15 protein-coding genes are annotated in these 13409 nt (G+C 71.1%); 7 read left to right on the plus strand and 8 right to left on the minus strand.

The window, feature by feature from the left end; all coding sequences use genetic code 11:
• Nucleotides 1-7: 7 nt before the first annotated feature.
• The 3 genes from ABTW87_RS06510 (at nt 8) to ABTW87_RS06520 (ending at nt 4432) form a co-directional block, all read left to right on the plus strand.
• Nucleotides 8-1534, plus strand: coding sequence for a GH39 family glycosyl hydrolase (locus ABTW87_RS06510; protein ID WP_350649152.1), 1527 nt, complete (start codon nt 8-10; stop codon nt 1532-1534).
• Nucleotides 1531-2214 (plus strand): hypothetical protein, encoded by a 684-nt coding sequence (locus ABTW87_RS06515; RefSeq protein ID WP_350649154.1) that lies wholly within the window; start codon nt 1531-1533, stop codon nt 2212-2214. Before ABTW87_RS06510 ends, ABTW87_RS06515 begins: the two co-directional genes overlap by 4 nt.
• A 139-nt stretch (nt 2215-2353) precedes the next feature.
• Nucleotides 2354-4432, plus strand: a complete 2079-nt coding sequence (locus tag ABTW87_RS06520) for an alpha-glucuronidase (RefSeq protein ID WP_350649156.1) — start codon at nt 2354-2356, stop codon at nt 4430-4432.
• A gap of 11 nt (nt 4433-4443) precedes the next feature.
• Here ABTW87_RS06520 and ABTW87_RS06525 read toward each other — a convergent pair whose 3' ends face one another.
• From ABTW87_RS06525 to ABTW87_RS06535, 3 genes are read right to left on the minus strand one after another with little or no spacing between them, the layout of a single operon-like run.
• Entirely contained in the window at nt 4444-5490 is a 1047-nt protein-coding gene (locus ABTW87_RS06525) for a zinc-dependent alcohol dehydrogenase family protein (RefSeq protein ID WP_350649158.1), read from the minus strand.
• Between the two features lie 52 nt (nt 5491-5542).
• A complete protein-coding gene (locus ABTW87_RS06530) occupies nt 5543-6529 on the minus strand; it encodes a cellulose binding domain-containing protein (protein ID WP_350649159.1) in 987 nt (328 codons plus the stop codon).
• Between the two features lie 41 nt (nt 6530-6570).
• The gene (locus ABTW87_RS06535) at nt 6571-7914 is read right to left on the minus strand and encodes a glycoside hydrolase family 18 protein (protein WP_350649161.1); all 1344 of its coding nucleotides are present in this window, start codon (nt 7912-7914) and stop codon (nt 6571-6573) included.
• Nucleotides 7915-8081: 167 nt separating this feature from the next.
• Here ABTW87_RS06535 and ABTW87_RS06540 point away from each other — a divergent pair, with 167 nt between their 5' ends.
• Entirely contained in the window at nt 8082-8972 is an 891-nt protein-coding gene (locus tag ABTW87_RS06540; protein WP_350649163.1) for a bile acid:sodium symporter family protein, read from the plus strand.
• On the opposite strand, the gene ABTW87_RS06545 is transcribed toward ABTW87_RS06540, so the two are convergent.
• Both ABTW87_RS06545 and ABTW87_RS06550 read right to left on the minus strand, forming a co-directional pair.
• A complete protein-coding gene (locus ABTW87_RS06545; protein ID WP_350649165.1) occupies nt 8956-9108 on the minus strand; it encodes a hypothetical protein in 153 nt (50 codons plus the stop codon). The genes ABTW87_RS06540 and ABTW87_RS06545 overlap by 17 nt on opposite strands.
• 95 nt (nt 9109-9203) lie before the next feature.
• A complete protein-coding gene (locus ABTW87_RS06550; RefSeq protein WP_350649167.1) occupies nt 9204-9440 on the minus strand; it encodes a hypothetical protein in 237 nt (78 codons plus the stop codon).
• A 204-nt stretch (nt 9441-9644) separates the two neighbouring features.
• Between ABTW87_RS06550 and ABTW87_RS06555 the strand changes: the two genes are divergently transcribed.
• Nucleotides 9645-10412, plus strand: coding sequence for a DUF5753 domain-containing protein (locus ABTW87_RS06555; RefSeq protein ID WP_350649169.1), 768 nt, complete (start codon nt 9645-9647; stop codon nt 10410-10412).
• Nucleotides 10403-10594 carry a DUF397 domain-containing protein gene (locus tag ABTW87_RS06560; RefSeq protein WP_350649171.1) on the plus strand — a complete coding sequence of 64 codons (192 nt, stop codon included), beginning with the start codon at nt 10403-10405 and terminating at the stop codon, nt 10592-10594. The genes ABTW87_RS06555 and ABTW87_RS06560 overlap by 10 nt, the downstream gene beginning before the upstream one ends.
• Before the next feature lie 198 nt (nt 10595-10792).
• Here ABTW87_RS06560 and ABTW87_RS06565 read toward each other — a convergent pair whose 3' ends face one another.
• Nucleotides 10793-11341 carry a nucleotidyltransferase family protein gene (locus ABTW87_RS06565; protein WP_350649173.1) on the minus strand — a complete coding sequence of 183 codons (549 nt, stop codon included), beginning with the start codon at nt 11339-11341 and terminating at the stop codon, nt 10793-10795.
• 426 nt (nt 11342-11767) lie between these two features.
• The gene (locus ABTW87_RS06570) at nt 11768-12523 is read right to left on the minus strand and encodes a DinB family protein (protein WP_350649174.1); all 756 of its coding nucleotides are present in this window, start codon (nt 12521-12523) and stop codon (nt 11768-11770) included.
• On the opposite strand from ABTW87_RS06570, the gene ABTW87_RS06575 reads away from it, so the two are divergent.
• The gene (locus ABTW87_RS06575) at nt 12477-12986 is read left to right on the plus strand and encodes a type 2 periplasmic-binding domain-containing protein (RefSeq protein ID WP_350649176.1); all 510 of its coding nucleotides are present in this window, start codon (nt 12477-12479) and stop codon (nt 12984-12986) included. The two genes, ABTW87_RS06570 and ABTW87_RS06575, sit on opposite strands and share 47 nt — an antisense overlap.
• Here the strand turns inward: ABTW87_RS06575 and ABTW87_RS06580 are convergent.
• Complete coding sequence (locus tag ABTW87_RS06580; protein ID WP_350649177.1) at nt 12941-13375, minus strand: VOC family protein; 435 nt, start codon at nt 13373-13375, stop codon at nt 12941-12943. The genes ABTW87_RS06575 and ABTW87_RS06580 overlap by 46 nt on opposite strands.
• Nucleotides 13376-13409: the final 34 nt, after the last annotated feature.

Here is a 13409-nt window from a genome sequence, read left to right on the forward strand (position 1 = left end):
GACGACGATGCGGATAACCGTTGCGGAGCACCCGGCCGGCCGGCTGTCCGACGCGTGGCGCTTCGCCGTCGGCACCGGCCGGTTCGACCTGGCGCTGCGGCGCGACTACCAGGACTCGTTGGCCCTCGTCCAGCGCGAGATCGGGTTCCGGCACATCCGCGGGCACGGGCTGCTCAGCGACGGCACCGGCGTGCACCGGCCGTACGAGCACCGGGGCGGGCGCCACGTCCGGTACGCCTTCACGTACCTCGACCAGGTGGTCGACGCCTACCTGGACCTGGGCGTCCGCCCGTTCGTGGAGTTGGGCTTCATGCCCTCCGGGCTGGCCAGCGGCGAGCAGACCGTGTTCTGGTGGCGCGGCAACGTCACCCCGCCCCGCTCGTACACCGAGTGGGCGGACCTGGTCCGGGCCACCGTCGGCCACCTGGTCGACCGGTACGGCGTGGACGAGGTACGCGGCTGGCCCATCGAGGTGTGGAACGAGCCCGATCTGCCCGACTTCTGGCGGGACGCGGATGCGGACGCCTACCACCGCCTGTACGAGGTGACCGCGCACGCCGTGAAGGAGGTGGACGCCGGGCTCCAGGTCGGCGGCCCCGCGCTGTCCCCCGGAGCCGACGAGAAGTGGCTGCCCCGGTTCGCCGAGTTCGTCACCGCCCGGTCGGTGCCGATCGACTTCGTCAGCCGGCACGCGTACACCTCCGGTCCGGCCCGACACGTGCCGTTCGGCGTACACCAGACCCTCGCACCGGCGGAGAAGCTGCTCGAACAGTTCGCGAGCCCGCGCCGGCAGCTGGCCGGGACCCCACTTGCGGACCTGCCGGTGCACGTCACGGAGTTCAACTCCTCCTACCGGCCGGACAACCCGATCCACGACACCGCCTTCCACGCCGCCTACCTCGCCCCGGTGCTGGCCGCCGGGGGCGACCTCGTCGACTCCTTCGCGTACTGGACGTTCTGCGACGTGTTCGAGGAGGTCGGGATACCGACGACGCTGATGCACGGCGGCTTCGGCCTGCTCACCCACCGGCAGGTCCGCAAACCCACCTACCACCTGTACGCGTTCCTGAACCGGATGGGCGCGCACGTCCTCGCCCGCGGCCCGGACCACCTGGTCACCCGCGACGACACCGGCCGGGTGACGGTGCTGGCCTGGGCACCGGTCGACGTGACCGGCCGCGAGCCGGTCGACGGGCACACCGTGCGCCTGTCGCTGCCGGTGTCGCCGCCCGCGCGGACCGCCTTCCTGCTGCGCTCCTCGGTTAGCGAGGAGGCGGGCAACGCGTGGCGGGCCTGGTGCGAGCTGGGCCGTCCCGCCTCGCCGACCGCCCGCCAGCTGGACGCCCTGCACCGCGCCGCCGAGCCGGCCCGGCGGCACGCGTCGCTGCCGGTCACGGCCGGTCGCGTCGAGCTGGACCTGCACCTGTCCCGGCACGAGGTGACCCTGGCCGAGGTCAGCCCGGTGACCGACGAGACGCCGCCCTGGTGGGACGAGCGCCGGCTGCTCGGCGCCGAGCCGGAGGAGCGGCGGTGACCGCCACCGCCCGGCGGGAGTTCGGCGCCGGCCCGCTGTCGCGGGTGGCCGCGCTTGTCTACACGCTGCTCGTCGTGGAGGTGCTGCTGCTGCTCTGCGCGGCGCCCGGCCTGCTCGCGCTGCTCGCGCTGGAGCGGCACGTCAGCAACCTGCCGCTCGTCGCGGTCTGCGCGGTGCCGCTCGGCCCGGCGCTGTCCGCCGCCGTGTACGCGCTGCACCACCAGCGCCTCGACCTGACCGAACTGCACCCGGCGCGGCTGTTCCGGCGCGGCTACCGTGTGAACCTGCGGGGTGCGCTGCTGGTCTGGGTGCCGCTGCTGCTGTGGCTGACCGTCATCGCGGTCAACCTGGTCAACCTGCCGGTGGCCGGGGTCCCCGGCTGGTGGGCCGTGCCGCTGGTGCTGGTCGGCGCGGGGGCGGCCGTGGTCGGGACCAACGCGCTCGTCATCACCTCGCTGTTCGCGTTCCGGCCGCGCGACGTGGCGCGGCTGGCCGGGTACTTCGTGCTGCGTACCCCGGTGGTGGCGGCCGGCACGGCGGGCCTGCTGGTCGCTGCGGCGCTGCTGACGCTCGTCGCGTCGGAGGCGGCGCTCGCCGCCCTCGGGTCGGTGCTGGTGCTGGCGCTGGTCCGCGGCGCCGAGCCGATGATCACCGCGATCCGGACGGAGTTCACCTCGTGAGCCAAGCCCGCAGCGAGCAACTTCGGGGAAGATGTCGCCTCCGCTGCGGGTCGAGGCAGCACTTTCCCCGAAGTTGCTGTCCGGCGGCGGCACATCCCATTCAGCCGGCACACGGGGTTGTGGTGCCGCGGGAGGACCGGTGAGCGGCGGGGACGGGCGTTGGCACGCCGCCTGGCTGCCGCCGGAGGCTTTCGGTGCGGTCGGCGCGCGGCGCGTCCTGGTGCACGGCGACGGCCTGCTCGTCGACACGGTGTTCGCCGAGGTGGCCGGGGCCTGCGCCGACCATGGTGGCCACGTGCTGCGCAGCGGCCTGGCCGATGCCGGCGAGGCGGGTGCCGTCGGCGTCGACCTGGTGCTCGCGCTGACCGGCGCGGCACCCCTGCCGGCACCCGCCGAGGCGGCCCGGGCGGACGCCGGGACGCTTGGCGACGAGGGATTCCTGATGGCGCGTGCGGGCGAGGTCACGGTGGTCCTCGCCGACGCGCCGCCCGGCCTGCTCTACGGGCTGTTCCACCTGGTCCGGCTGGGTGCGGCGGCGTTCGAGCCCGGCCTCCCGGCGCAGCCGCACCGGCCCGCGCTGCGCCGGCGGATGCTGAACCACTGGGACAACGTCGCCGTGCACCCGGTGATGGGGCAGGTGGAGCGGGGCTACGCCGGCGGCTCGATCTTCTGGCGGGACGGCCGGCCGCGCCGCGACCTGGACCGGCTGCGGGCGTACGGGCGGCTGCTGGCCGCCACCGGGATCAACGCGATCTCGGTGAACAACGTCAACGTGCACGCCACCGAGGCGCGGCTGCTGACCGACCGGCTCGGCGACGTGGCCGAGATCGCCGACGTGCTGCGCCCGTACGGCGTCCGGGTGCACCTGTCGGTCAGCTTCGCCGCCCCCGTGGTCGTCGGCGGCCTGACCACCGCCGATCCGCTGGACGAGAAGGTGCGGGAGTGGTGGGCGATCACCACCCGGGCGGTGTACGAGCGGATCCCGGACTTCGGCGGCTACCTCGTCAAGGCGGACTCGGAGGGGCAGCCCGGCCCGTTCACGTACGGGCGCGACCACGCCGACGGGGCGAACCTGCTGGCCGCCGCGCTCGCCCCGCACGGGGGAGTGGTGCACTGGCGGGCGTTCGTCTACAACCACCGGCAGGACTGGCGGGACCGCTCCACCGATCGCGCCCGGGCGGCGTACGACCACTTCGCGCCGCTCGACGGGCGGTTCCGCGACAACGTGGTCCTCCAGGTCAAGTACGGGCCGATGGACTTCCAGGCCCGCGAGCCGGTCTCGCCGGTCATCGCGGCCATGCCGGCCACCCGGCTGGCGGTGGAGCTGCAGGTGACGCAGGAGTACACCGGCCAGCAGCGGCACGCCTGCTACCTCGGCCCCTGCTGGAGCGAGGTGCTCGACTTCCGGCCGTGGGGCCCGGGCGGGCCGAGCGTCGCCGAGGTGGCCGCCGGCCGCGCCGGGCCGGACGGCCGCGACGGTGGCCTGGCCGGGGTGTCCAACGTGGGCGGGGACTGGTACTGGACCGGTCACCCCCTCGCGCAGGCCAACCTGTACGCGTTCGGCCGGCTGGCCTGGGACCCGCGCCTGGATACCGGGGCGATCCTCGACGAGTGGATCGACCTGACCTTCCCGCCGTCGACGACCGGCGACCCGGCGCTGGTGCGGCAGACGCTGCACGCCGTGCTGGACGACTCCTGGCGCACCTACGAGCGGTACACCGCCCCGCTGGGCGTCGGCTTCATGGTCCGACCGGGGAGCCACTACGGGCCGGACGTGGACGGCTACGAGTACAGCCCGTGGGGCACGTACCACTTCGCCGACCGGGACGGCGTCGGCGTGGACCGCACCCGCGCGACCGGCACCGGCTTCACCGGCCAGTACCCGGAGCCCTGGTCGAGTGTGTACGAGTCACTCGACCGGTGCCCGGACGAGCTGCTGCTCTTCTTCCACCACGTCCCGTACGGGCACGTCCCGCACAGCGGAACCACCGTCGTGCAGCACATCTACGACACCCACTTCGCCGGGGTGGAGCAGGTGCGGTGGATGCGGCAGCGGTGGGACCGTCTCGCCGGGGTGCTCGACCGGGCCCTGCACGACCGGGTGGCCGGCCTGCTCGACGAGCAGCTACGCAGCGCCACCGAGTGGCGCGACCAGATCAACACCTATTTCTTCCGGAAGTCCGGCGTGCCCGACGCGCACGGGCGGCGCATCCACTGAACCGGGGCGACTCAGGGCCGGATGACCGTCATTCCGCCGGCAGCCGGCCGGTCCATCGCGGCGAGCGCCTCGGGTACGTCGTCGAGGCCGATGGTGCGGGTGATCAGCTCGGCGGGGCGCAGCACGCCGGCGGTGACCAGCCGGAGCAGCTCCGGGTACGCGTGCGCGGCCATGCCGTGACTGCCCAGCACCGCCAGCTCGTACGCGATCACCAGCTCCATCGGCAGGGCCGGGCGGCCCTGAGCCGGCGGGAGTAGCCCGACCTGGACGTGCCGGCCGCGCCGGCGCAGTCCCGCGATGGAGGCGACGCAGGTGGCGTGGCTGCCCAGGGCGTCCAGGGACAGGTGGGCGCCGCCGCCGGTCGCCTCCCGGACGGCCGCCGCGACCGCGTCCGGACCGGCGAGGGCGGCGCCGTCGAGGCAGACGGCCGCTCCGCAGGCGCGGGCCAGCTCCAGCGCGCCGGGGGAGACGTCGACGGCCACCACCCGTGCGCCGCACGCGGCGGCGATCATCACCGCCGACAGGCCGACCCCGCCGCAGCCGTGCACCGCCACCCACTCGCCCGCGGCGACCCGGCCCTGGTGCACCACCGCGCGGAACGCCGTGGCGAAACGGCAGCCCAACGCCGCCGCGGTCGGGTGGTCGAGGTCGTCGGGGAGCCGTACCAGGTTGACCTCGGCGTGGTGCACGACCACGTACTCGGCGAACGAGCCCCAGTGGGTGAAACCTGGCTGCGTCTGCCGCTCGCAGACCTGCTGGTCGCCGGCGAGGCAGGCCGGGCACCGCCCGCACGCGCAGACGAAGGGCGCGGTGACCCGGTCGCCGGCCCGCCAGCCCCGTACGCCCGCACCGACCGCCGTGATCACGCCCGCGAACTCGTGTCCCGGCACGTGTGGCGGGCGGATGTCCGGGTCGTGTCCCTGCCAGCCGTGCCAGTCGCTGCGGCACAGCCCGGTCGCCTCGACCCGGACTACCACCCCCTCGGCCGGAGGCGCTGGGTCCGCCACCTCCCGTACCTCGGGTCGGGCACCGAACTCGTCGAAGATCACGGCACGCATGCGCCGCATCCTCACATGTCCCGGCGCGGCGGCCCGGCGCGGGTCCGGCTGCTCAGGGCGTGGGGGACGAGCTGGGGGTGGGCGGCGGCGGGTCGACGGCGATGCCGATGGACGCCGGTGCGGAGAAGTTGCCCGAGCTGTCGAAGGCCCGGACCTGGAACAGGTACGTGCCGTACCCGCGGGAGACGCCGTAGGCGAAGGTGTCGCCGACCAGGGTGACGCCGGACGCGGTGCCGGTCTGCCGCACCTCGTACCCGGCGACGAAGACGTTGTCCCGCGAGGGCTCCCAGGTGAGCCGGTAGTGGCCGTCCTGCGGGCCGGTGAGCCGCAGGCCGGTCGGCACGGCGGGTGGTTCGGCGTCCGGGATCGAGCCGAGCTTGATGATGGCGAACGGGGAGGAGTTGCCGGCGGCGTCCAGGGCCCGGATGCCGAACGTGAAGATCATCGGCGGCGGGATCGGCATCGTGTGGCTGGTCCCGGTGGTGGTGGCGATCCGGGTGCCGTTGGAGAAGATCTCGTACGCGGTCACGCCCCGGTCGTCGGTGGCGGCGTCCCACAGCAGGGTGAGGGTCTGGCTTCCGGTGCTGGTGCGCGGGTTGGCCGGGACGGTGGGCGGGCTGACGTCCGGGCCGCCGCCGCCGGCGCAGGGTGCGCCGTTGACCCGGCAGTCGACCGGGGTGCCGGTGCCGGCGGCGACCCAGCCGAAGCTTGTCGACGCGCCCGGGGCGAGCGTGCCGTTCCGCGCCAGGTTGGTGAAGACGTGCCGGGTCCCCGTGCGGGTCAGGGCGGCGTTCCAGTGGTTGGCGACGCTGGTGCCGGCGGGCAGGTCGAACTCGACCCGCCACCCGGTCATCGGGACCGCCTCGTCGTTGCGGACGGTCACCTTGCCCACGTAGCCGGTCGACCACGTGCCTTCCGCGACGAAGTCCGCGGCGGCCGCGCGGGCGGGCGCGGACGGGAGAACGACGGCCGCGACGGCGAGGAACGCCGCCGCGGCCAGAGCCACCACCCGCACACTGCGGGGTGTCACGTCCGTCATGGCTTATTACATTAATCAGCCTCTATGTCACGGGCAATCGGCTACCAGGTGGTGAGACCGAGGCTGATCGTCCTGGTCAGGGTCGCGTTGTCGTCGTCGCCGTCCAGCGACCAGACCATCGCTCCGCCGAGGCCGGCCCGCCGGATGTACAGCGTCTTCTGCAGCACGACCGCCGGATCGTCGTACGTCCAGAAGGTGGTGCCGTCGAACAGCCAGGCGTGCCCGGAGCGGAGGTCGCGGTGGACGTTGAAGCCCTTGCCCGGCAGGGTCTTCAGCTGCTTGTAATCCTCGTTCCCGGCGGCGAAGGTGCCGGGCGCGGGCCCGGTCGCGGGCTGGAACAGGCCGTTCCCGCCGCCGGTCACGCCGGTCCAGCCCTGGCCGTAGTACGGGATGCCGAGGACCAGCTTGTGGCGTGGCGCGCCGCGCGCGATCCAGCCGTCGATCGCCACCTCGACGGAGAAGTCGGGGTTGTCCGGCGCCCCTGCCGGCACACGCAACGCCGACTGCTGGTTGGTCCTCGCCTCCCAGGTGCCGTGGAAGTCGTAGCCCTGCACGGTGGCGAAGTCCAGGTACTTGAAGATCTTGCGGCCCTCGTACCCGGCGTCCATCGTGGCCGGGTTGGCCGGCAGGAACGCGGTCAGCTCGTAGTGCCGGCGGGTCTGCCGGCCGTACGCGTCGAGCTGCCGGCGGAACTCGGCGAGCAGCTTGGTGAAGTTCTCCCGGTCCTCCGGGCGGATGACGTTGCCGGGCTCGCCGGGCCAGTTCGGCCACTCCCAGTCGAGGTCGATGCCGTCGAAGACGCCGGCCGCCGCACCCGGCCCGCCGCTGCCGCCGTCGAGCACCGGGAGGTTGCCCTTCAGGTACAGGTCGATGCAGGAGGCGACGAAGGCCTTGCGGGAGGCGTCGGTGCGGGCGGCGTTGGAGAAGTACGTCGACCAGCTCCAGCCGCCCAGCGAGATCATCACCTTCAGTTCGGGGTGCTTGGCCTTGAGCTTGGCCAACTGGCCGAAGTTGCCGTTGAGCGGTTCGCCCCAGGCGTCGGCGACACCGTCGACGCTCTCCTCGGCGGGCACGGGACGCTGGTAGTCGGCCCACGCGTCGCCCTCGCCCGGTCCACCGTCCACAAAGCAGCGCCCGTCCTCGCTGACGTTGCCGAAGGCGTAGTTGACGTGGGTGAGTCGGCTCGCCGCACCGGAGGTGTCGAGCTTCTTGACCGGGAAGGCCCGGCCGTAGATGCCCCACTGGGTGAAGTAGCCGACCTTGTGGTAGCCGGCCCGGCGCTCCGATTGGCCGTGGGCGCCGGCGGCGGCCGGTGGCGCGGCGGTGACCAGCACCGCCGCGAGAGCGGCGAGGGCGGTGAGGCGGCGGGGACGGAACGGTCGCATCGGCACTCCCATGCGGGACGGAGCGAAACAGTTAAGAGACCTACCTGATCGATGAACCTAAGCCGGTCTCGCTCCAGCGGTCAAGAGCCCATCCGGTACGGTCCGGGCCCGCGGCCGACCGTACGGACGATTGTGAGGAGGTTTCTGGTTCGTGACGATGTCGTGCCATGGACTCAGCGCTGACCCTGATCGGACTGCCCGTCGCGCTCGGCATCATCATGCTCGGCCTGGGTCTCGGACTCACCGTCGACGACTTCCGCCGGGTGGCCCGGCACCCCAGGGCGGCCGTCATCGCGCTGACCTGCCAGGTGCTGCTGCTGCCGGCCCTCTGCTTCGGCCTGGTCCTCGCGTTCGACCTGCCGCCGGAACTGGCGGTCGGCATGATGCTGCTGGCCGCGTCGCCGGGCGGCACCACCGCCAACCTCTACAGCCACCTGTTCGGCGGGCACGTGGCCTTGAACATCACGCTGACCGCCATCAACTCGGTGCTCGCCGTGTTCACCCTGCCCATCGTGGTGAACCTGTCGGCGGGGTACTTCCTGACCGACGGGCGGAGCATCGGTCTCCAGTTCGACAAGGTGCTGCAGGTGTTCGCCATCGTCCTCGTCCCGGTCGCGATCGGCATGCTGGTACGCGCCCGGGTGCCGCGCGTCGCCGAACGCCTGGACCGTCCCGTCCGTGCCCTGTCGGTCGTGGTGCTCGTCGCGGTGATCGCCGGCGCCGTGCTCGGCGAGCGGGAGAACATCGCCGACTACTTCGTCTCGGTCGGCCTGGCCGTGCTGGCGTTCAACATCCTCAGCCTCGCGATCGGCTACGGAGTGCCGCGGCTGGCCGGGATCGACCGGCGCGCGGCGACGGCGTCCGGGTTCGAGATCGGCATCCACAACAGCACCCTCGCCATCACGATCGCGCTCAGCCCGGCGCTGCTCGACAACACCCGCATGGCGGTCCCCGCGGCGGTGTACGGCATCGTCATGTTCTTCACCGCCGCGGCCTTCGGCTTCCTGGTGACCCGCCGGGGCGTCGGCGCGGTGGAGCCGGTCAGCCGCGAGGCGTAGCCCAGCCGAGGAAACGGGCGGCCAGGTCGGCGGGCGGTACGCCGCCGTCCAGCTCGGCGAGCTGCTCGGCGGCCTCGACCTGCAGCGTCGCCAGGTAGACCGTCAACGCGACCCGGTCGTTCCGGTACTCGGCCAACAGGCGCAGCTTTGCCGGCGAACACGGCCAGGCGATGCCGCACGCCCGGCACCGCCAGGTGGGCCGGGAGGGGACATGTTCGACGCGGCGCCGGCTCATACGACCCGCACCGGTTCGACAAGCGTCACGGCGTCGAGCCGCACGGCGGCGTACCGCTCGCGGGGCGCGACCGACCAGTCCGGGCGGATCTCGCGGCCCTTTAACTGGACCCAGACCTTCCCGTCGACCACGTCGCTGCCGACGACCTCGGTGATGGTCAACGTCAGCGTGCCGGTGCCGTACCGGTAGGCGTCGTCGGGGACGCGGATCGTGACGTTCGGTGCGAGGTTCATGGCTGGGCCTCCCTCCGGTTGGAAGGGGGCCGCCCCGGCCGGGCGGCCCCGCGACTGGCACGGGCCGCCGGGCCTCCGGGTCGCCTCCACCGACCATGCCGTCTACAAAGCACCCTGCCGAGAGTTGTGGGTCGATTACACCGCGTAGGACAATTTCCCATCGACGTTCAGGACGTTCCGGGGAAGCTATGGGAAGGGCTGAGGATGAATCAGGCAGTCGTCGCGGCGATGGCCGAGGTTGGTGAGACCGCCGACAGTCTCGCAGCTCAGGTAGGCGTTGATCCAAAGACGGCGGCGAAGTGGGCGAGCCAGGGACGGATTCCACAGACACGGCACCGCGCTCAGGTTGCTGCGATCCTCGGACGGGAGGTCGCGGAACTTTGGCCGGACGTCCTGAAGCGCCGAGAACCGGCATGGTTTCGCCCCTGGGCCGACATCGAGCGCGAGGCGGTGTCACTGCGCTGGTTCGAGTTGGCATGGGTCCCGGGCCTGCTCCAGACGGAGGCGTACGCACGCGCGACCCTGGCTGGTGAAAAGCTGACGGCCGTTGAGGTCGACCATCTCGTCTCGGCGCGCCTTCAGCGTCAGGCAGTACTCCGTCGCGACAACGCCCCGATGCTGATCGCGGTGATAGACGAACTGGTCCTCCGCCGGACCGCGTACGGTGACCGGGAACTGATGCGCGAGCAGTGCGCGCACATGGCCGCCTGTGCGGAGCTACCGACGGTCTCCGTTCATATCGTCCCGGCAGCGGCGGGCATGTATTCCGGACTGGGCGGGCCGTTCATCCTCGCCGAACAGGAGAACGGGGCGACGGTCGCCCATGTGGACGGTCAGGCCCAAGCGCAAATAATCGAGGGCGCGGCCGAAATTGCTACGCTGAGTCGACGGTGGGAACGCATCCGCGGGGAAGCTCTCTCGCGGTCGCAGTCCCTAGACCTGCTGAGGGAAGCGGCAAGCTCATGGACCTGACCGGCGCCCAGTGGCGCAAGAGCACGAAGAGCGGCAACAACGGCGGGGCGTGTGTCGAGGTCGCCGGGAACCTGCCTGGCGTTGTGGGCGTGCGGGACTCCAAGGACCCGACCGGGCCGGCGCTGGTCTTCTCTCCGGCCGCCTGGCGGGCGTTCGTCACCCAGGTCGCCGAGCGCGGCTGAACGCGTACCCGAAGCGCCCGTCCCCGGAGGGACGGGCGCTTCTTGTTGGCGGGCATACCGGCCGTCCTCGGGCTTGCGGAGCGGTGATCGTCTCGAATGCCGGCGGCATCGCGGTGTCCGGGGCGAGTTGATCGCCTGACGCCGCCGACACGGAGGACGTCCTGTCGGGGCTGCCCTTCCTCCGCTTTGGCGTGAGCGCTAGATCTCCAGCCGCAGTCCGGCCCACCGGTCGAGCCATCCCTTGACCTCCACGCGGCGCTGTACCTTCGCGCGGCCAACCGCGTTGTTGAAGGCTGGAGAGGGACGGACAACCATCCCCACAAGGTCAGCCAGCCCATGGGAGGACACGAGGCGAACAGAGTCACCCCGCAGAGTAACCGCGACGCACGTTGCCGTTTCGGGCCAGCGCGATATCGCGTCTAGAGCGGACGTGTAGGGCTCATCGCCATTGCACAGATGCATCCGTGCTTGATTACGAATCTCCCACGGCACCCCAGGCAGGGCCACCATGGCTTTGGCTTCGGCGCGTGCGTCCTCGCTCGGGTCCAGCTTCTCCGGGTCGAAGTAGGCGACATCCACGTCGCGCTCCGGCGAGGCCGGGAGATTGCTGATCGCGTCCCAGATGCGGTTGCGTACGAAGCCGGCACCGATCCACCAGTCTGGTAATCCAAGGTCAGCCGTAGCCCGAAGGACTCTCATTGCTCCCGGGTCTGACTCGATTACGCCCACAACGTCCTGCGCGCTCATGACCACCTCAGGGACCGTATACCAGCGGACGTAGGCACCGCTTGCGGATAACCGCCAGCCTGCATCGGTACGGTCCGGCGGGAGGCATACGTCTTCTCAAGCCGCCGATCAGTTGGGTCGCCGGCCCACCACGCCACCCAGGGGCGGTCCGCGTGAGCAGGACGACGACAGGTATCGGAAGAGTGCCGCTGTCATGCGGAGCGCCCCAGGGTGAATCAGCTGGGCCTCGCAGCCAGGTCCATCATGGTCCTGGAGGCCGGCTCGAGATCGAACCAGAAGATACCTCCGAGGAGCCAGCAGCAAGAAGACAACGAGTAGTCCACTGCCTGGGACGGGAGTAGAGGAGCCCGGGTGTAGCAGCACGCACTGCGGCTGGAAGTCGCCCGACCGGTCTGCGCTCCTGCTCGGCGGGCGCCTTCACCCGGTTCAGCCACCGGCCTCGAGTACGGCGAGGTCGCGTACCGCATAACGGTGATGCTCGGCCTCTTCCTTGAGCACCACCTTGAGGCAGCGGCGCACGACGTACTCCCGGTCGGGATATGGGTCCGCCGGCTTGCGACCACACACCCGATCGAGCTCGGCCTCGGTGAGCCCGTCGACGACACGCCGCATCGTGGCCATGCGAGCGAGCCGCGGTGCGAGTACCTCGTCGAGCGTCGGGGTGGCTTCGAGGGTGAGCCCGAGCTTCGCCGCTGCGTCGGGCGGCATCCCGCCGTGAGGAAGGCCCAACGGGTGGTACGGCGCATCCTCCTCGAGCACGGCATTACCAAGCCAGGCATCGCCGGCCATCAGCAGGTGCCGTTGGGTCTCGACGAACGACCACTCGCCGTTGACCTGCTCGTGCAGCTTGGCCTCGGGCAGGTGCCTGGCGCGGTCGAGCGTCGCCTCCCATTGCGTCTCGATGGCATCCCAAGCAGCCCGGTAGTCGACGGAGGACGCGGCGTCACGCGCCAACACCCGCGTGGGATGCTGCCGGTCGAGCTCGGCCTCGACGTAGGCAGTCACGTCGACGTCGTTAACAACCAGACGCTCGAAGTCGCCACCGAGGTAGACGTCGCCCCCATAGCAGTCCACGATCTTCAGGCCGCCGACCTCGCAATCGCGAATCTCAAGGCCGGCAAGGTCGCATAGGTGGATGCGGGCACCACGGAACTGGTCACTCTGGACGTACTCAGCAGGCATCGAGACAGTTTCCCTCATCCGTCCCGGCCTGCGCCAGGTCATCCTCCGCGTCGCCGCGGCGTTCCGGCGCCGCTGCCCCGACAGCGAGATCCAGGCCCGGGAGGTCCAGTTCGACGAGGCACTGGCCAAGCTGCGCGCCGACGAGATACAGGTGCTGCTCATCATCCTGCCGATCGAGGAGCCCGACCTGGTCACCGGCCCGATGCTGTTCACCGAACCCCGCCTGCCACGTGCCTGCTCAAGAGCCCTTGATCACGATGAAAAAGGCTCAACGAATTCTGCGTCGCCTGATCCTCGGGCTTCCTCGATTCAACAATCCCTGAAATCGCTTGCCGGACCGGAGATTGTCGGATTCCGCACCCGGATCTCGCGATGGCGAACTACACCGGTTGACTGCGAAGCCGGCATGTGCGGCGCTCAGTCGAGGCAGAACTCGTTGCCTTCGATGTCCTGCAGCGTGTAGCACGACTCGTTTTCCTCATCGGCATGCTGCAGCAGCACAGGTGTCGCGCCGAGCGCGATCAGCCGTGCGCCTTCGGCCTCAAGTACGGCCAGACGCTCGGCGCCCACGAGCCCGGCGCCGGTCCGCACATCGAGATGCAGCCGATTTTTTACGACTTTGCCTTCTGGGACGCGCTGAAAGAACAGTCGCGGGCCGACGCCGGTGGGGTCGATGCAGGCCGACCATGCGTCCCGCTGCTCGGACGGCAGGGCGAGGTTGTAGTCCTCCCAGCTGGCAAACCCCTTCGGTGGTGGCGACAAGACGTACCCCAACACCTCGCACCAGAATCGCGCGACGCGCCCAGGCTCCTTGCAGTCGAAAGTGACCTGGAACTTCTTGATCGACTTCATGGCTTCACCCTAAAGCAGGCTCTTCCGCCGCCAT

The organism is Micromonospora sp. NPDC126480, assembly GCF_040302465.1.
GTDB lineage: Bacteria > Actinomycetota > Actinomycetes > Mycobacteriales > Micromonosporaceae > Micromonospora.

Excerpts from the sequence above, each read along its gene's own strand:
- ABTW87_RS06510 (WP_350649152.1), top strand. The coding sequence starts at position 8 with ATGCGGATAACCGTTGCGGAGCACCCGGCCGGCCGGCTGTCCGACGCG.
- ABTW87_RS06525 (WP_350649158.1), bottom strand. The coding sequence starts at position 5,490 with ATGCGTGCCGTGATCTTCGACGAGTTCGGTGCCCGACCCGAGGTACGG.
- ABTW87_RS06530 (WP_350649159.1), bottom strand. The coding sequence starts at position 6,529 with ATGACGGACGTGACACCCCGCAGTGTGCGGGTGGTGGCTCTGGCCGCG.
- ABTW87_RS06535 (WP_350649161.1), bottom strand. The coding sequence starts at position 7,914 with ATGCGACCGTTCCGTCCCCGCCGCCTCACCGCCCTCGCCGCTCTCGCG.
- ABTW87_RS06540 (WP_350649163.1), top strand. The coding sequence starts at position 8,082 with ATGGACTCAGCGCTGACCCTGATCGGACTGCCCGTCGCGCTCGGCATC.
- ABTW87_RS06550 (WP_350649167.1), bottom strand. The coding sequence starts at position 9,440 with ATGAACCTCGCACCGAACGTCACGATCCGCGTCCCCGACGACGCCTAC.
- ABTW87_RS06555 (WP_350649169.1), top strand. The coding sequence starts at position 9,645 with ATGAATCAGGCAGTCGTCGCGGCGATGGCCGAGGTTGGTGAGACCGCC.
- ABTW87_RS06560 (WP_350649171.1), top strand. The coding sequence starts at position 10,403 with ATGGACCTGACCGGCGCCCAGTGGCGCAAGAGCACGAAGAGCGGCAAC.
- ABTW87_RS06565 (WP_350649173.1), bottom strand. The coding sequence starts at position 11,341 with ATGAGCGCGCAGGACGTTGTGGGCGTAATCGAGTCAGACCCGGGAGCA.
- ABTW87_RS06575 (WP_350649176.1), top strand. The coding sequence starts at position 12,477 with ATGCGGGCACCACGGAACTGGTCACTCTGGACGTACTCAGCAGGCATC.
- ABTW87_RS06570 (WP_350649174.1), bottom strand. The coding sequence starts at position 12,523 with ATGCCTGCTGAGTACGTCCAGAGTGACCAGTTCCGTGGTGCCCGCATC.
- ABTW87_RS06580 (WP_350649177.1), bottom strand. The coding sequence starts at position 13,375 with ATGAAGTCGATCAAGAAGTTCCAGGTCACTTTCGACTGCAAGGAGCCT.